The 15903-nt window shown below is 71.4% G+C and carries 16 protein-coding genes; 7 read left to right on the forward strand and 9 right to left on the reverse strand.

Annotated elements, in window-relative coordinates:
• Positions 1 to 8: 8 nt before the first annotated feature.
• From argJ to argG, 3 genes are all read right to left on the reverse strand, one after another.
• Positions 9 to 1160 carry a bifunctional glutamate N-acetyltransferase/amino-acid acetyltransferase ArgJ gene (argJ, locus tag ACK99Q_RS15520; protein ID WP_410187026.1) on the reverse strand — a complete coding sequence of 384 codons (1152 nt, stop codon included), beginning with the start codon at positions 1158 to 1160 and terminating at the stop codon, positions 9 to 11.
• A 118-nt stretch (positions 1161 to 1278) separates the two neighbouring features.
• The gene (gene argC / locus ACK99Q_RS15525; RefSeq protein WP_410187027.1) at positions 1279 to 2319 is read right to left on the reverse strand and encodes an N-acetyl-gamma-glutamyl-phosphate reductase; all 1041 of its coding nucleotides are present in this window, start codon (positions 2317 to 2319) and stop codon (positions 1279 to 1281) included.
• Positions 2320 to 2324: 5 nt separating this feature from the next.
• Positions 2325 to 3755 carry an argininosuccinate synthase gene (gene argG / locus ACK99Q_RS15530; RefSeq protein ID WP_410187028.1) on the reverse strand — a complete coding sequence of 477 codons (1431 nt, stop codon included), beginning with the start codon at positions 3753 to 3755 and terminating at the stop codon, positions 2325 to 2327.
• A 71-nt stretch (positions 3756 to 3826) separates the two neighbouring features.
• Here argG and ACK99Q_RS15535 point away from each other — a divergent pair, with 71 nt between their 5' ends.
• Together ACK99Q_RS15535 and ACK99Q_RS15540 are read left to right on the forward strand one after the other, a co-directional pair.
• Positions 3827 to 5611, forward strand: a complete 1785-nt coding sequence (locus ACK99Q_RS15535; RefSeq protein ID WP_410187029.1) for a DUF2207 domain-containing protein — start codon at positions 3827 to 3829, stop codon at positions 5609 to 5611.
• A 64-nt stretch (positions 5612 to 5675) separates the two neighbouring features.
• Positions 5676 to 6233, forward strand: coding sequence for a LemA family protein (locus tag ACK99Q_RS15540; RefSeq protein WP_410187030.1), 558 nt, complete (start codon positions 5676 to 5678; stop codon positions 6231 to 6233).
• Positions 6234 to 6317: 84 nt separating this feature from the next.
• On the opposite strand, the gene ACK99Q_RS15545 is transcribed toward ACK99Q_RS15540, so the two are convergent.
• From ACK99Q_RS15545 to ACK99Q_RS15555, 3 genes are read right to left on the reverse strand one after another with little or no spacing between them, the layout of a single operon-like run.
• Complete coding sequence (locus tag ACK99Q_RS15545) at positions 6318 to 7412, reverse strand: branched-chain amino acid aminotransferase (protein WP_410187031.1); 1095 nt, start codon at positions 7410 to 7412, stop codon at positions 6318 to 6320.
• Positions 7413 to 7453: 41 nt separating this feature from the next.
• On the reverse strand, positions 7454 to 8512 hold the full coding sequence (locus tag ACK99Q_RS15550; RefSeq protein ID WP_410187032.1) for a 3-isopropylmalate dehydrogenase: 1059 nt from the start codon (positions 8510 to 8512) through the stop codon (positions 7454 to 7456).
• 59 nt (positions 8513 to 8571) lie between these two features.
• Positions 8572 to 8931 (reverse strand): hypothetical protein, encoded by a 360-nt coding sequence (locus ACK99Q_RS15555; RefSeq protein ID WP_410187033.1) that lies wholly within the window; start codon positions 8929 to 8931, stop codon positions 8572 to 8574.
• Positions 8932 to 8995: 64 nt separating this feature from the next.
• On the opposite strand from ACK99Q_RS15555, the gene ACK99Q_RS15560 reads away from it, so the two are divergent.
• Positions 8996 to 9559 (forward strand): O-methyltransferase, encoded by a 564-nt coding sequence (locus ACK99Q_RS15560; protein WP_179425304.1) that lies wholly within the window; start codon positions 8996 to 8998, stop codon positions 9557 to 9559.
• Positions 9560 to 9640: 81 nt separating this feature from the next.
• Complete coding sequence (locus ACK99Q_RS15565) at positions 9641 to 10075, forward strand: aromatic ring-opening dioxygenase LigA (RefSeq protein WP_410187034.1); 435 nt, start codon at positions 9641 to 9643, stop codon at positions 10073 to 10075.
• Between the two features lie 7 nt (positions 10076 to 10082).
• Here ACK99Q_RS15565 and ACK99Q_RS15570 read toward each other — a convergent pair whose 3' ends face one another.
• Both ACK99Q_RS15570 and ACK99Q_RS15575 read right to left on the reverse strand, forming a co-directional pair.
• On the reverse strand, positions 10083 to 10685 hold the full coding sequence (locus tag ACK99Q_RS15570) for a YczE/YyaS/YitT family protein (RefSeq protein ID WP_410187035.1): 603 nt from the start codon (positions 10683 to 10685) through the stop codon (positions 10083 to 10085).
• Positions 10682 to 10813: a hypothetical protein gene (locus ACK99Q_RS15575; protein WP_410187036.1), complete on the reverse strand. Its 132-nt coding sequence runs from the start codon at positions 10811 to 10813 to the stop codon at positions 10682 to 10684. The genes ACK99Q_RS15570 and ACK99Q_RS15575 overlap by 4 nt, the downstream gene beginning before the upstream one ends.
• 60 nt (positions 10814 to 10873) lie before the next feature.
• Between ACK99Q_RS15575 and ACK99Q_RS15580 the strand changes: the two genes are divergently transcribed.
• From ACK99Q_RS15580 to ACK99Q_RS15590, 3 genes are all read left to right on the forward strand, one after another.
• A complete protein-coding gene (locus ACK99Q_RS15580) occupies positions 10874 to 12319 on the forward strand; it encodes a PLP-dependent aminotransferase family protein (RefSeq protein WP_410187037.1) in 1446 nt (481 codons plus the stop codon).
• 94 nt (positions 12320 to 12413) lie between these two features.
• Positions 12414 to 13901, forward strand: a complete 1488-nt coding sequence (locus ACK99Q_RS15585) for an APC family permease (protein ID WP_410187038.1) — start codon at positions 12414 to 12416, stop codon at positions 13899 to 13901.
• Entirely contained in the window at positions 13898 to 14803 is a 906-nt protein-coding gene (locus tag ACK99Q_RS15590; RefSeq protein WP_410187039.1) for a universal stress protein, read from the forward strand. The genes ACK99Q_RS15585 and ACK99Q_RS15590 overlap by 4 nt, the downstream gene beginning before the upstream one ends.
• Before the next feature lie 70 nt (positions 14804 to 14873).
• On the opposite strand, the gene ilvC is transcribed toward ACK99Q_RS15590, so the two are convergent.
• Positions 14874 to 15899: a ketol-acid reductoisomerase gene (ilvC, locus tag ACK99Q_RS15595; RefSeq protein WP_179425315.1), complete on the reverse strand. Its 1026-nt coding sequence runs from the start codon at positions 15897 to 15899 to the stop codon at positions 14874 to 14876.
• Between the last annotated feature and the right edge of the window lie 4 nt (positions 15900 to 15903).

The following is a 15903-nucleotide window of genomic DNA, read 5'->3' on the forward strand; positions in this document are numbered from 1 at the left end:
ATGCTTCCTCAGGTCGAGTAGGCGGAGTTCTCGTGGACGTAGGCGTGCGTCAGGTCGTTGGTCCAGATCGTGGCGCTGTGGTCGCCGGCCTTCAGGTCGATCGTGACCGTGACCGAGCGCGGCTCGAGGTCGACCAGATCGATCGACTCCCCCACGCCGGAGTTGCGGCACACCCACACGTCGTTGACCGCGACGTCGAGGTCGAGCGGGTCGAACTCCGCCGTCGTGGTGCCGGCCGAGGCCAGGATGCGGCCCCAGTTGGGGTCCTTGCCGTAGATCGCCGTCTTGAACAGGTTGCTGCGCGCGACCGACCGCCCGACCTCGAGCGCGTCCTGCTCGCTCGCGGCGTTGACCGTGGTGATCGCGATCTCGTGGTCGGCGCCCTCGGCGTCGGCCAGCAGCTGGAGAGCGAGGTCGCGGCACACGGTGGTGAGCGCCTCCGTGAAGGCCGCGACCTCCGGGGCGACGCCCGAGGCACCGGACGCCATCAGCAGCACGGTGTCGTTGGTCGACTGGCAGCCGTCGGAGTCGAGCCGGTCGAACGTCTGGGCCGTGGCCGAACGCAGGGCGGTGTCGAGCGTGGCCGCGTCGAGGTCGGCGTCGGTGGTGATGACGACGAGCATCGTGGCCAGCGCCGGGGCGAGCATGCCCGCGCCCTTCGCCATGCCGCCGATCACCCAGCCGTCGCCGTGGGCGACGGACTGCTTCATGACGGTGTCGGTCGTCATGATCGCGGTGGCCGCGTCGGGGCCGCCCTCGGGCGAGAGCGCGGCGACGGCCGCGTCGACCCCAGCCAGCACCTTGGGCTCGTCGAGCAGGCGCCCGATGAGGCCCGTGGAGCAGACCTGGACGTCGATCGCGCCGATGCCGAGGTGCTCGGCCACGCGCTCGGCGGTGCGGTGCGTGGCGGCGAAGCCCTCGGGACCGGTGTAGCAGTTGGCGCCGCCGGAGTTGAGCAGGATCGAGCGGGCGCTGCCGCCCTTGATCGCCTGCTCGCTCCAGATCACCGGGTGCGCCTTGCAGCGGTTCGAGGTGAAGACGGCGGCCGCGGCCGACGACGGACCGTCGTTGACGACGAGCGCGATGTCGGGCTTGCCCGAGTCCTTCAGGCCGGCGGTGACGCCCGCGGCCCTGAATCCCTGTGAAGCAGTCACGCTCATGCGGCGTCTCCCTTCGTGTGGACGGTGATCTCGATACGCCGGCTCGTTCCTCGCCGCGCTACTCGATCGCCGGTGGTCGAGTAGCAGGCGAGCGCAGCGAGACGCGTATCGAGACCCCTCATGGCGCCACTCCGATCGTGGTGAGTCCGGTGGTCTCGGGCAGGCCCAGCGCGAGGTTCATCGACTGGATGGCCGCGCCGGCCGTGCCCTTGACGAGGTTGTCGATGGCCGTGACCGTGACGAGGCGACCCGCGCGCTCGTCGACGGCCACCTGGAGCTGGGCCGTGTTGGCGCCCAGCGTGGCGGCCGTGGTGGGCCACTGGCCCTCGGGCAGCAGGTGCAGGAACGGCTCGTCGCCGTACGCGTCCTCGTAGGCGGCGCGTACCTGTGCCTCGTCGACGCCCTCGGTGAGCCGCGCGGTGGCGGTGGCCAGGATGCCTCGCGCCATCGGCACGAGGGTGGGCGTGAACGAGATCGTCACCTCGGGCGCGCCGGCCTTCGTGAGGTTCTGCGCGATCTCCGGGATGTGCCGGTGGGTGCCGCCGACCGCGTACGGCAGCGCGGCGCCCAGGCTCTCGGACGCCAGCAGGTGCGTCTTGAGCGACTTGCCGGCACCCGAGTACCCGTTCGCCAGCACGGCGACGAGGTCGGTGGTCTCGACGAGTCCCGCGGCGACCGCGGGCTGCAGGCCCAGCGTCACGGCGGTGACGTTGCAGCCGGGCACGGCCACGCGACGCGCGCCGGCCAGGGCCTCGCGCTGACGCGAGGAGCCGGTGATGAGCTCGGGCATCCCGTACGGCCAGGTGCCCGCGTGCTCGCCGCCGTAGTAGGCGTCCCAGTCCTGCGAGCTCTCGAGCCGGTGGTCGGCCCCGCAGTCGATCACGAGGACGTCGTCGGGCAGCTGCGCGGCGACGGCGCCCGACGCGCCGTGCGGCAGCGCCAGGAACACCACGTCGTGGCCCTCGAGGTTCTCGGGAGTGGTCTCGGCGACGATCCGGTCGGCCAGCGGGAGCAGGTGGGGCTGGTGCTGGCCGAACCGCGAGCCCGCGGTGGACGCGGCGGTCAGCGCGCCCACCTCGACCTCGGGGTGCGACAGCAGCAGCCGCAGGACCTCTCCGCCGGCGTACCCGGTGGCACCGGTGACGGCGACCTTGATCATGGCGATCAGTCCGTCCCGAACTCCATGGCGGCCGCGTCGAGCGCGACCTCCTCGTCACCCTCCACCGTCGGGTTCGCCTCGATGCGCATGGCGCCACCGGCGGGCAGCTCGCCGAACAGCGTGCCGTTCTCGACCAGGACCTGGCCCTGGTCGAGCGGCTGCGAGGCGTACATCTCGAGCTTCGAGCGCGAGTCGGCGATGTCGAGGTTGCGCATCGTGAGCTGGCCGATCCGGTCGGTGGGACCGAAGACGGCGTTGTCCGTGCGCTCCATCGAGAGCTTCTCGGGGTGGTAGGAGAAGTGCGAGCCCTGGGTGTCGAGGATCGAGTAGTCCTCGCCCCGCCGCAGCCGCAGCGTGACCGAGCCGTGCACGAGCGACGCGATCCAGCGCTGGATCGACTCGCGCAGCATCATCGCCTGCGGGTCGAGCCACCGGCCCTCGTACATCAGCCGGCCGAGTCGACGGCCGTGCGCGTGGTAGTTCGCGATGGTGTCCTCGTTGTGCACGGCGTTCACGAGCCGCTCGTACGCGATCCAGAGCAGCGCCATGCCCGGCGCCTCGTAGATGCCCCGGCTCTTGGCCTCGATGATGCGGTTCTCGATCTGGTCGGACATGCCCAGTCCGTGCCGGCCACCGATCAGGTTGGCCTCGTGGACGAGTGCGACCGGGTCGTCGAACCGGGTGCCGTTGATCGCGACGGGGCGACCCTCCTCGAACGAGATCGTGACGTCCTCGGCGTCGATGTCCACCGACGGGTCCCAGAACTTCACGCCCATGATCGGGTCGACGGTCTCGAGAGAGACGTCGAGGTGCTCCAGCGTCTTGGCCTCGTGCGTGGCGCCCCAGATGTTGGCGTCGGTCGAGTACGCCTTCTCCTGGCTGTCCCGGTACGGCAGGCCGTGCTCGACGAGCCACTGGCTCATCTCGGTGCGGCCGCCCAGCTCGTGGACGAAGTCGGCGTCGAGCCACGGCTTGTAGACGCGCAGCTCGGGGTTGGCCAGCAGCCCGTAGCGGTAGAACCGCTCGATGTCGTTGCCCTTGAAGGTCGAGCCGTCGCCCCAGATGTTGACGCCGTCCTCGTGCATCGCGCGCACGAGCAGCGTGCCCGTGACGGCGCGGCCCAGCGGGGTGGTGTTGAAGTAGGTGCGGCCCGCCGACTTGATGTGGAAGGCGCCGCACGCGAGGGCGGCGAGGCCCTCGTCGACGAGCGGGCGCTTGCAGTCGATGGCCCGGGCCAGCTCGGCGCCGTACTCCATCGCGCGTCCGGGGACGCCGGAGATGTCCGGCTCGTCGTACTGGCCGAGGTCGGCGGTGTACGTGCAGGGCACGGCGCCCTTGTCGCGCATCCAGGCGACGGCGACGGACGTGTCGAGTCCGCCGGAGAAGGCGATGCCGACGCGCTCGCCGACGGGAAGAGTGGTGAGGACCTTGGACATGACGAACATTCTTGCACAGCACTGCAAGACTTTGCATCCGGGGTCGGGTCCGCTCCGCCTAGTATCCCGCCATGGCCCGTCTCGTGCTCCGGTTGGTCACCGCGGTGATCCTCGCCGGGCTGCTACTCGTCCCTGCGCTCGCGACGATGGGAGGCTCCTCCAGCACCGGCGTCGCCGATCCCGTGACCATCACGTCGTACCGCGCGACGTACGACGTCGACGAGGACGGCACCCTGCACGCCAGCGAGACGATCACCGCCGACTTCCCGTGGGGACGCCACGGCATCTTCCGGTACTGGGACCGATCCGACCAGGGCGACCACACCGTCCGGTACCACCCGAAGGACGTGCGCATCCGCCTCGACGGCGAGCCCGTGCCCGTCAGCCGCTCCTGGGAGCAGGGCCGGCGCTTCCGCGTGGCCAAGATCGGCGACCCGAACAGCTACCTCGCGGCCGGCACCCACACCTACACGATCGACTACCGCATCGACGGGGTGCTGGGCCCGAATCCCGAGAGCCTGGCCGACTCGAGCGCCAGCTGGACCGGCGGCGAGTCCGACCGGGCCGAGCTCGTCTGGCAGGTCGTCGCGGCGGGCTGGAGCATGCCGATCAGCCAGGCCGACCTGCGCGTCTCGCTGCCCCACCCGACCGACCGGCTGGAGTGCTCGATCGGCGACGGCCGGCCGTGCACCGTCGAGGGCGAGGGATCCGACTCGCTGCGCATCACCGCCACCGACCTCGCGCCCAACACCGCGGTCGTCGTGCGCGCCGCGATGGACTCCCCCGCCCCCGACCGCGCCCACGTGCCGTGGTCGATCGGCTGGGACCGGATGCTCGGCTCGTCGCTGCCCGCGCTCGCAGTCGCCCTGCTGATCTCCGCGATCGCCCTCCTCGTCGGCTACCTGCTCGAGCGCACCACGCGCGAGCGCGTGCCCGGCCTCCCGGTGCTCTTCGAGCCGCCCGAGGGACTCGGTCCCGTGCAGACGGCCTACGTCACCGACGAGCGGGTGCCCCGCCATGCCCTGACCGCCACGCTGCTGCACCTGGCCGAGCGAGGGCACGTCGACCTGCGGCAGCACGGCAAGGACTGGACCGTCACGAGCCACGTCGATCCCGCCACGTGGGACCGGCTCGACCCCGTCGCCCGCGAGGTCGTCTCCGGGCTCGACCTGCGCGGCGAGGGCCGCACGTTCACGGCCGACGGCTCGATCGAGTCGGGCAAGCGGCTGTCCGCCGTCAAGACCGCACTGCCCGGCGTCGTCCGCGCCTGGGGCACCACGAGCCGCACCGTCGTCCCGGCCTCGCACGAGTGGCTGTGGCGCGTGCTGTTCGTGGTCGCGATCGTCGCCGTGATCGGCGGCACCGTCGTCGGACTCACCGGCCTCTACCTGATGCCCTTCGCGGCGTTCGCCATCGGCTCGGTCGGCGTCCTGATGCCCGGCGTCGGCAGGCGCCGCACCCGCGAGGGTCGCGAGCTCTGGTCGCGCGCCGGCGGCTTCGAGCGCTTCCTGAGCACCGACGCGGCCAAGGACCGCTTCGACTTCAGCGGACGCGAGGACCTCTACACCGCCTTCATCCCCTACGCCGTCGCGTTCGGCGTGGCCGACCTGTGGGCCCGCAAGTACGAGACCGCCACGGGCCTGCCCGCGCCCGTCCCGGTCTGGTACGGCGGCACGACAGGCGGCGGCGCCGTCGGTGCCTCCGGCGGCGCGGCCGCGTTCAGCAGCTTCGAGAGCGCGCTCTCGAGCTCGATCGGCGCGTACACCGCGAGCATCTCGTCCTCCTCGAGCGGAGGCGGTGGAGGCGGCGGCTTCAGCGGTGGAGGGGGCGGCGGAGGCGGGGGCGGCTCGTGGTGAACCCCTCCGGCCCGGCGCCGCGCCACACTAGAGTCTCGACCAGTTCCCGTTCCTGGAGGTTCCCGTGCTGATCTGGATCATCGTCGCGATCGTCGTCGTCCTCGTGCTGTTCGGGGTCGTCGCGTTCAACCGCCTGCGCACGGCCGACATCGCCGCGCAGGAGGCGCTCGGCGGGATCGACGTGCAGCTGACCCGTCGCGCCGACCTCATCCCGAACCTGGTGAACGCCGTGAAGGGCTACGCCGCCCACGAGCGCGGCGTCTTCGAGGAGGTCACCGCCGCGCGCGCCGGCGTCACCGAGGCCGCCCGCTCGGGCTCGGTCGAGCAGCGCGCCGCCGCCGAGGCCCGCCTCGAGCGCGCCCTCGTCGACGTGATGGCCGTCGCCGAGGCGTACCCCGGCCTCAAGGCCTCCGCGAACTTCCAGCACCTGCAGACCGAGCTGAGCGACACCGAGGACAAGCTGTCGTTCGCGCGTCAGTACTACAACGACGCGGTGCGGGCGCTCAACCAGCTGGTGCGCACGATCCCGTGGATGTTCTTCACGGGCGTCGCCGGCGTGAAGGAGCGCACCTTCTACGACGCTCCAGCCGGCCAGGACGCCCCGCCCACCGTCCAGTTCTGACCCAGGAACGAGATTTGCTCCCTTTTCGACGTTTCAGCCGGGCTGAAAGGTAGAAAAGGGAGCAAATCTCGCGGTCGGCGGAGGTCAGACCGCGCGGGTCATCCAGCCGTGGCGGTCCTCGGCACGGCCGTACTGGATGTCGACCAGCGCGGAGCGGATGTCGGCCGTGACCTTGCCCGGCTCGCCCTCGGCGCTGACGACCTCGCCGCCGTCCCACTTGAGCTTGCCCACCGGGGTGACCACCGCGGCGGTGCCGCAGGCGAAGACCTCGGTGATCGTGCCGTCGGCGACGCCGTCGCGCCAGTCGTCGATCGAGACCTTGCGCTCGATCACGTCGTGGCCGAGGTCCTTCGCGATCGCCAGGATCGAGTCGCGGGTGATGCCCTCGAGGATCGAGCCGCTGAGCTCGGGCGTGACGATCGAGCCGTCGGCGTGCACGAAGTACAGGTTCATGCCGCCGAGCTCCTCGACCCAGCGGTGCTCGACCGAGTCCAGGAAGGCCACCTGAGCGCAGCCGTGCGTCGCGGCCTCCTGCTGGGGCAGCAGGCTCGCGGCGTAGTTGCCGCCGCACTTCGCCGCGCCGGTGCCGCCGGCGCCCGCCCGGCTGTACTCGCTGGAGAGCCAGATGTCGACCGGCTTGATGCCCTCGGAGAAGTAGGCGCCGGCGGGCGACGCGATCACCGAGTACGTGACGTGCTGGCTGGGCCGGACGCCGAGGAAGACCTCGGAGGCGAACATGAAGGGACGCAGGTAGAGGCTGCGCTCCTCACCCGTGGGCACCCACGCGCGGTCCGTCTCGATCAGCGAGCGCACCGAGCCGATGAACCACTCGACCGGCAGCTCGGGCAGCGCGAGGCGGTGCGCCGAGCGCTGCATCCGGGCCGCGTTGGCCTCGGGACGGAACAGCCACACCGAGCCGTCGGCGTGGGCGTAGGCCTTGAGGCCCTCGAAGATCTCCTGGGCGTAGTGCAGCACCGCCGTGGCCGGGTCGAGCGACAGCGGGCCGTACGGCACGACGCGGGGGTCGTGCCAGTCGCGGTCCGGTGTCCACTCGGTCAGGAACATGTGGTCGGTGAAGAAGTTGCCGAACCCGGGACCGGCGAGGATCTCCGAGCGCTCGGCGTCGCTGCGTGCGTTCGCGTTGGTCTCGATCCGGGGGGTGAACGCAGGGGTGGTCATGGCGGACACGATAGTCCTTTCGGGAGTGGTGGGAGGGGTCGTCAGGCGACCGGTACCTCCGCGGCCACGCGCGACGCGATGGCCTCCCCCACCTCCTGCGTGGATCGCGGCTGACCGTCGCGCGCGGCGATGTCGGCCTCGACGGCGGCGGTGATGCGCGCCGCCTCGGCCGCGTGGCCGAGGTGGTCGAGCAGCAGGCCGGCCGAGAGGATCGCGGCGGTCGGGTCGGCCTTGGACTGGCCGGCGATGTCGGGCGCCGAGCCGTGGACCGGCTCGAACATGCTCGGGGCGGTGCGGTCGGGGTTGACGTTGCCGCTCGCGGCCAGGCCGATGCCACCGGTGACGGCGGCGGCCAGGTCGGTGAGGATGTCGCCGAACAGGTTGTCCGTGACGATCACGTCGAAGCGCGCCGGGTCGGTCGCCAGGAAGATCGTGGCGGCGTCGACGTGCAGGTAGTCGACGGTGACGTCGGGGAACTCCGCCGCGACGGCGTCGACCGTGCGGCTCCACAGGTGACCGGCGTGGACGAGCACGTTGTTCTTGTGCACGAGCGTCAGCTTGCGACGCGGACGCGCCTGCGCGCGGGCGAACGCGTCGCGGACGACGCGCTCGACGCCGAAGGCCGTGTTGAGGCTGACCTCGGTGGCGACCTCCTGCGGCGTGCCGACGCGGATCGCGCCGCCGTTGCCGACGTAGGGACCCTCGGTGCCCTCACGGACGACGACGAAGTCGATGTCGCCCGGGTTCGCCAGCGGCGTCGGGACGCCCGGGAACAGCTTCGACGGACGCAGGTTCACGTAGTGGTCGAGCTCGAACCGCAGCCGCAGCAGCAGTCCGCGCTCCAGCACCCCGGACGGGACCGAGGGGTCGCCGACCGCGCCGAGCAGGATCGCGTCGTGCCCGCGGATCTCCTCGAGGACGCTGTCGGGCAGCGTCTCGCCGGTCGCGTGCCAGCGGCGCGCGCCCAGGTCGTAGGCGGTGCGGTCGAACGTGAGTCCGGACCCCTGCGCGACGACGTCGAGAACCTTCAGGGCCTGCTCGGTGACTTCCGGGCCGATGCCGTCGCCGGCGACGACCGCGAGGGAATAGGTGCTGGTCATGAGTCCATCCTAGAACCGTCGATCTCAGATGTTGAAACTCGGGTCTCGCTATCCGGTCGTCAGTTGTCCTCGGGCGCCTCGTCGAAATCGGCGTCGTCGCGCAGGTGCGCGGGTCCCCATTCCATGGCGATGATCGGGTCGAACATGAGTGCTCCTCTGAAGTGGCAGTGGTGGTCGGTGCGGGATCCGACGGGACCGACGACCCTGCGGGGCCACGTGCTGCGACGGGTGACGTCGATCAGCGTTTCAGAGGAGGAGAACCAGGTCCTGGTCCAGAACATCTGCTGCAGAGTCGTCGAGCCAACGCCGAAACTCCGCGGCAGGTGTGGCCCTAGGAGGTCCTGCCGCGGCAAGCGATGAGTACGAGCTGCTTCCGCATGGCCGCGACTGTACACCAGGGTCCGGGCCGCCGTCTGCACGCCGCGCGAATCTCACCCGCTGAGCCCGGGCGCCTTCGTGCCCGGCACGTGGAACACTGGCCTCATGAGCGCACCGGCTGAGGTCCCCGATCTGGTCGCCCGCGCACTGGACCTGTCCCGGCGCCGTGGCTTCATCACCTCCACCCGCAGTGAGACGGGCCGGCTCCTGGCCACCCTGGCGGCTTCTCGGCACGGCACCCTCGCCGAGCTCGGCACCGGCTGCGGCGTGGGCTCGGCCTGGCTGTCCAGCGGTGCCCCGAAGGGCGCGCACATCGTCACCGCCGAGCTCGATCCCGGCCTCGCCGAGGACGTGCAGGGGATCTTCCACGACGCCTCGAACGTCGAGGTCACGTGCGGCGACTGGACCGTCCTGGAGCAGTACGCACCGTTCTCGCTGCTGTTCGTCGACGTGCGCGACGTGATGGCCAGCATCGACGTGATGGCCGACCTCCTCGAGCCCGGCGGCATCGCCGTGCTCGACGACTTCGTCCCCTCGGCCTTCTGGCCGCCGATCGTCGACGGCCAGGTCGACACGATCCGCGAGCAGTGGCTCACCGACGAGCGCTTCGCCGCCGTCGAGATGCTGATCGACCCCGACGCCAGCCTCATCATCGCCACGCGCCGCTGACGCGACCGGCACGGGCGAACCCCTCGCCGTCCTACTCTCGGCCCAACGGGTCATCGAGACCCCGACGGAGGAGGAGTCGTCATGTCCGAACCGACCTACGCCCACACCACCAGCCCGCGAGGCGTCCGCACCGTCGGACTGCTGTCGATCATCGCCGGCATCGTCCTCGTCGTGGCCGGGGCCGCCACGTGGTGGGTCGTCACCGACCAGCTCAAGGCCCAGAACATCACGGTCTCCGAGGACGCCGAGTGGTTCGGCGGCAACCAGGTGAACGGCCCGCTCGACGCCTACTCGCAGGCGCAGGTCATCGACAAGCACGCCCTCGAGGCGACGGGCGGCAAGACCTACGCCGAGCTCGAGCAGGACGACCCGCTGCGCGAGACCGCGATGAACGCCTCGTTCCTGCGCGCCTCGCTGTTCACGTCGGTGGTCGCCTACGGCGTCGCGCTGTTCGCGGCCGGCATGGGCCTGATGTGGATCCTGATGGGCTGGTCGCTGCGCCGGCTCGCACCCTGACGGGGCGTCAGGTCGTGGCCGGCTCGGCGGCCGCGGCCCGGCGCACCTCGAACCACGGCAGGAAGAACTGCACGATCGGGCCGATGGCCACCGCGTAGAGCACCGTGCCGATGCCCACCGTGCCGCCGAGCACGAATCCGGTGGCCAGCACGAGCAGCTCGAGCATCGTGCGCACCCGGCGCACACTCGCGCCGGTGCGGCGGACGATGCCGGTCCACAGGCCGTCCCGCGGCCCCGGGCCGAGCCCCGCTCCGACGTACATCGCGCCCGCCATGCCGTTGCCGACGACTCCGGCCACCAGCATCGCCGTGCCCCACACCGGACCCGTCGCCTCGGGCAGCACCGCCAGCGTGGCGTCGGCGGCCAGGCCGATCACCACCACGTTGGCGATCGTGCCGAACCCCGGACGCTGGCGCAGCGGGATCCAGGCCAGCAGCACGAGCGCCCCGACGAGGATGACGACCTGCCCGAACGTCAGCGGCAGGTGGTGGGTCAGGCCCTCGTGGAAGACGTCCCACGGGTCGAGGCCCATGCCGGCCCGCACCAGCAGGGCCATGGTCGCGCCGTAGAGCCACAGCCCGACGAAGAGCTGCGTGAGACGGCGCGTCATCGCCGCGCCTCGGGCCGGCGCAGGATCGGCGCGGTGGGCACGCGTCGCAGCCCGTCGCGTCGCACGACGCGCGCGGTGGCCGCGATCCCCCACACCGTGAGGGTCATCAGGATCATCCACAGGAGCACCCTCTCACTCTGCGCCGAACTGGACTTGGATTCCATAGCCAATCCTGCCAAAGTGGCCTCATGGCCCGTGCCACCGCCCTCTCCGCCCGCCGTCTCGCGTCGATGCTCGGGGACGCCGACCCCGGGACCGGCCCTGCCTACCGACGGCTCGCCACCCAGATCCGGGGCGCGGTGATGGACGGACGCATCCCGTCGGGGACGACCCTGCCCAGCGAGCGCTCCCTCGCCGAGGCCACCGGTCTGAGCCGCACCACCACCACACGCGCCTACGAGATGCTGCGCGAGAGCCGGCTGGTGCGCACGCGTCAGGGCTCCGGCACCGTGGTCGAGCTACCCGTCGGCCGCGCCGGCTCGACGAGCATGCTGGCGCGACCCTCGCGACACGACGGCATCGCGCTGACCGCCGCGGCGTCCGAGGCACCCGAGGGCTTCGCCGCCCTCATCCAGCGGGCGATGACCAGCCTGCCGGCACTGCTGGCGACCGACGGCTACCTGCCGGACGGTCTGCCGATCCTGCGCGAGCGGCTCGCGGCGCGCTACACGAGCCACGGCCTGCCCACCGACCCGGAGCAGATCGTCGTCACGACCGGCGCCCAGAGTGCGCTCTCGCTGCTCGTCTCGGTGCTCGTGCGGCCGGGCGAGCGGGTGCTCGTGGAGGGATGCGGCTATCCCCACGCGTTCGACCTCCTCGGTCGCGCGGGGGCACGACTGCTGCCGCTGCCCACCGGCGACGACCCGTGGCCCGTCGACGAGGTGGCCCGACTCGCGCCCGCCGCCGGCCTCGCGCTCTTCGTGGCCGACTTCCACAACCCCACCGGCACCCTCATGCCCTCGGCCCAGCGACGCGAGCTGGCACGCATCCTGCCGGCCGCCGGCGTCACGACGATCATCGACGAAACCCTGCGCGACGTGAGCCTCGGCGACGCTCCCCTTCCGGAGCACTACGCCTCCCACGACTCCTCCGCGATCGTCGTGGGCTCGGCGGCGAAGTCGCTGTGGGGCGGCCTGCGGATCGGGTGGATCCGCGCGCCCCGCACGCTGGTCCCCCGGCTCGTCCACGCGCGCATGACGCGCGACCTCGGCACGGCGGCCCTCGACCAGCTCGTCATGGCCACGGCCCTGGAGGACGGCGACCTCGACCTGACGGGGCGGAGGGCCGAGCTGCGGCGCCGGCGCGACGTCCTCGTCGAGGCCGTCGGCACCCATCTGCCCGACTGGTCGCTGACGCGGCCCGAGGGCGGGCTGACGGCGTGGGCCACGCTGCCCGCTCCCCTGAGCTCGGCGCTGGTCGCCGTGGCCGAGGAGGAGGGCCTGACCCTCACGCCCGGACCGCGGTTCTACGCCACCAGCGCGGCCGTCGGCGAGCGGCGGCTGCGCCTGCCCTTCGCGCTGGCGCCCGACCAGCTGGAGGACGCGGTGGTGCGCCTCGCCCGAGCCTGGGAACGGGTCACCGACGGGCACGCCGGCGCCACGCGCGATCCCGACGCCGTCGACCTCATCGCTTGAGCGTCCGCTCCTGTTGCGGGGCGGTACCGATGCCCGCAGGCTTCTGTGCAGGCCATTTCGCCCCACCCGGGGCACGATCCGCAGGGGGCAGGGCATGGATCTGCTGAGGAAGAAGAGCGTCGACGACGTCATCCACCAGAACGACGAGACGCCGGAGACCCAGGAGCACGGCAGCCTCAAGAAGAACCTGTCCGCGCTGGACCTGATCGGCTTCGGGATCGGCATCGTCATCGGCACGGGCATCTTCACGCTGACCGGCCTGCAGGCGAAGGAGAACGCCGGACCCGGCGTGACGATCTCCTTCCTCATCGCCGGAGCCGTCGCCCTGCTGGCGGCGCTCTGCTACGCCGAGCTGGCCTCGGCCGTGCCGACGGCGGGCAGCTCGTACACCTACAGCTACACGACGATCGGCGAGATCTTCGCCTGGATCATCGCGTGGGACCTCATCCTGGAGTTCGCGCTCGGCGCGGCGGTGGTGGCGCGCGGCTGGTCGGGCTACGTCGCCGGCGTCTTCGACCTGCCGGACAAGTGGTTCGCCGAGGAGGGCTCCGTCGTCAACGTCGGTGCGATCTTCATCGTCCTGGTGCTGGGCTGGGTCGCGCTGCGCGGCATCCGGGAGTCGGCGTGGGTCACGAACGGCCTCGTCGTCATCAAGGTGCTGGTGTGCGTGTTCGTCATCGCGGTCGGCGCCTTCTACGTCAACACCGGCAACCTGGTGCCGTTCATCCCGGAGTCGCAGCCTCCGTCGGGAGACGGCGGCGCCTCGAGCAGCCTGCACGCCCCGCTGTGGCAGTTCCTCTCGGGCGTCGAGCCGGCGACGTTCGGCCTCACCGGCATCTTCGTCGCCGCCGCCGTCGTGTTCTTCGCGTACTCCGGCTTCGAGGCCGTCGCGAACCTCGGCGAGGAGACCAAGAAGCCCGAGCGCGACATGCCGCTCGGCCTGCTCGGCACCCTGGCCATCTGCACCGCCCTCTACGTGGGCGTCTGCATCGTCCTGACCGGCATGGTCCACTACTCCGACCTCTCCGAGGGCGACGCCGTCGCGGACGTCTTCGACCAGGTGGGACTGGAGTGGGCGGGCATCCTCATCGGCATCGCGGCCATCGCCGGCCTGACGTCGGTGATCCTCGTCGACCTGGTGGCGATGCCGCGCATCGGCTTCGCGCTGGCCCGCGACGGCCTGCTGCCCGAGGCGTTCCGCCGCATCCACCCCACGTGGGGCACGCCCGTCCTGATGACCAGCCTCACCGTCGTGGCCGTGGCGCTGCTCGCCGGTCTCGTCCCGATCTCGGTGCTGGCCGAGATGGTCAGCATCGGCACGCTGTTCGCCTTCGTCGTCGTGGCGATCGCCGTGATCGTGCTGCGCCGCACGCAGCCCGACATGAAGCGGCCGTTCCGCACCCCGTGGGTGCCGATCCTGCCGATCGTCACGGTCGCCTCGTGCGTGGGCCTCATGGCCAGCCTCAAGGTCGACACGTGGCTGCGGTTCCTGGTCTGGCTGGCCCTCGGCTTCGTCGTGTACTTCGCCTACGGCTACCGCCACTCGCGGCTCAACAAGTCCCCGGAGGGTGATCCCGCGTGAGCGTCGTCGTCGGATTCGGCAGCGACACCCGCAGCCTCGCGGCGCTCGACCTCGCCGTCGAGTTCGCGCGCACCACCGGCGAGGAGCTCGTCGTCACGAGCGTGGTCCAGGACAGCTGGGACTCACTGCGCGACTTCGCCGGTGTCGACGACGAGTGGCGTCGCTACGTCAAGGAGCAGACCGAGGAGGCGCTCGCCACCGCGCGGGCGCACCTGGGCGAGGAGGCCGACGTCGTCACCGTCTCGCGCACCGCGTCGTCGGTGCCGCAGGCGCTGCTCGACGAGAGCCGCGCCAGGAACGCGCGGCTCGTGGTGGCGGGCTCCGCCTCGCACGGCGCGCTGGGCCGCATCGCGTTCGGCAGCACGAACGGCCGCCTCGCGCACAGCTCGGCGATCCCGGTGGCCCTGGCGCCGCGCGGCTTCCATGCCCACGACGGCGGCATCGAACGTCTCGTCGTGGCGGTGGACCCGACCGCGTCGGACGCTGCGCTGGACGGACCGATCGCCTCGCTCGCGCTGTGGCTCAAGGTGCCGGTCGAGATCGTGACGTTCGCCGTGCGCAGTGGCTCGCGCACCGCCTTCGCGGCGTTCGCCGACCAAGGCGTGCGCGAGGCGTGGTCGGCGCTCGTCCGCAAGCACCAGGACCAGCTGGCCCACGGCATCCGCGCCCTCGCGCCCAGCGTCGAGGTCACCACCACCCAGGTCACCAGTGCCGAGCGCTGGTCGCTCGCGCTCGACTCGTTCGAGTGGAGCCCCGGCGATCTGCTCGCCGTCGGCTCCAGCCGTCACGGCCCCGTGTCGCGTGTCTTCATGGGGTCCACCGCGACCCGCATCGTCAACCACAGCCCGGTGCCCGTGATCCTGCTCCCCCGGCCGCCGCGCGCCCGCGCCGCCCGCTCCTGACGCACGAACGCGGCGCCCCGCACCGAAACGTGGTCGGACGGGACGCCGCGCTCGGCGACGGAGGACGGACTCAGCGAGCCGCGCTGCCCTCGGTGTAGTCGTCGTCGGCCTGCTTCCACGAGAAGTGCGAGCGGAGGGCCTTGCCGGTGGCCTCGATCGGGTGACCGGCCTCCTTCTCACGCAGCTCGAGGAACTCCTTGCCGCCGTTGTCCTGGTCGGCGATGAAGCGCTCGGCGAACGCACCGGACTGGATGTCGCCCAGCACCTGCTGCATGCGCTCCTTGACGCCCGAGTCGATGACGCGTGGGCCGGACACGTAGTCGCCGTACTCGGCGGTGTCGGAGATGCTCCAGCGCTGCTTGGCGATGCCGCCCTCCCACATGAGGTCGACGATGAGCTTGAGCTCGTGCAGCACCTCGAAGTAGGCGATCTCGGGCTGGTAGCCGGCCTCGGTCAGCACCTCGAAGCCCGCCTGGACCAGGTGCGACATGCCGCCGCACAGCACGGCCTGCTCGCCGAAGAGATCGGTCTCGGTCTCCTCGGTGAACGTGGTCTTGATGACGCCGGCGCGCGTGCCGCCGATGCCCTTCGCGTACGAGAGCGCGAGGTCCCAGGCCTGGCCCGAGGCGTCCTGCTCGACCGCGATGATGTCCGGGATGCCACGGCCGGCGACGAACTCGCGACGCACGGTGTGACCGGGGGCCTTCGGGGCGACCATGATGACGTCGACGCCCTCGGCCGGCTTGATGTAGCCGAAGCGGATGTTGAAGCCGTGGCCGAACACCAGCGTGTCGCCGGTGGTGAGATTCGGCGCGATCGACTCCGTGTAGACGTGACGCTGCACCTGGTCGGGCGTGAGGATGACGATGACGTCGGACTCCTCGACCGCCTCGGCGACCGGGAGGACGCGCAGGCCCTCGGCCTCGGCCTTGGCCTTGCTCTTGCTGCCGTCGGCCAGGCCGATGCGGACGTCGACGCCCGAGTCGCGCAGGTTGAGCGCGTGGGCGTGACCCTGGCTGCCGTAGCCGATCACTGCCACGTTCTTGCCCTGGATCAGGGACAGGTCGGCGTCGTCGTCGTAGAACAGTTCAGCCACGATT

The sequence above is a fragment of the Aeromicrobium sp. MLTX1 genome (assembly GCF_046452335.1).
Lineage (GTDB): Bacteria > Actinomycetota > Actinomycetes > Propionibacteriales > Nocardioidaceae > Aeromicrobium.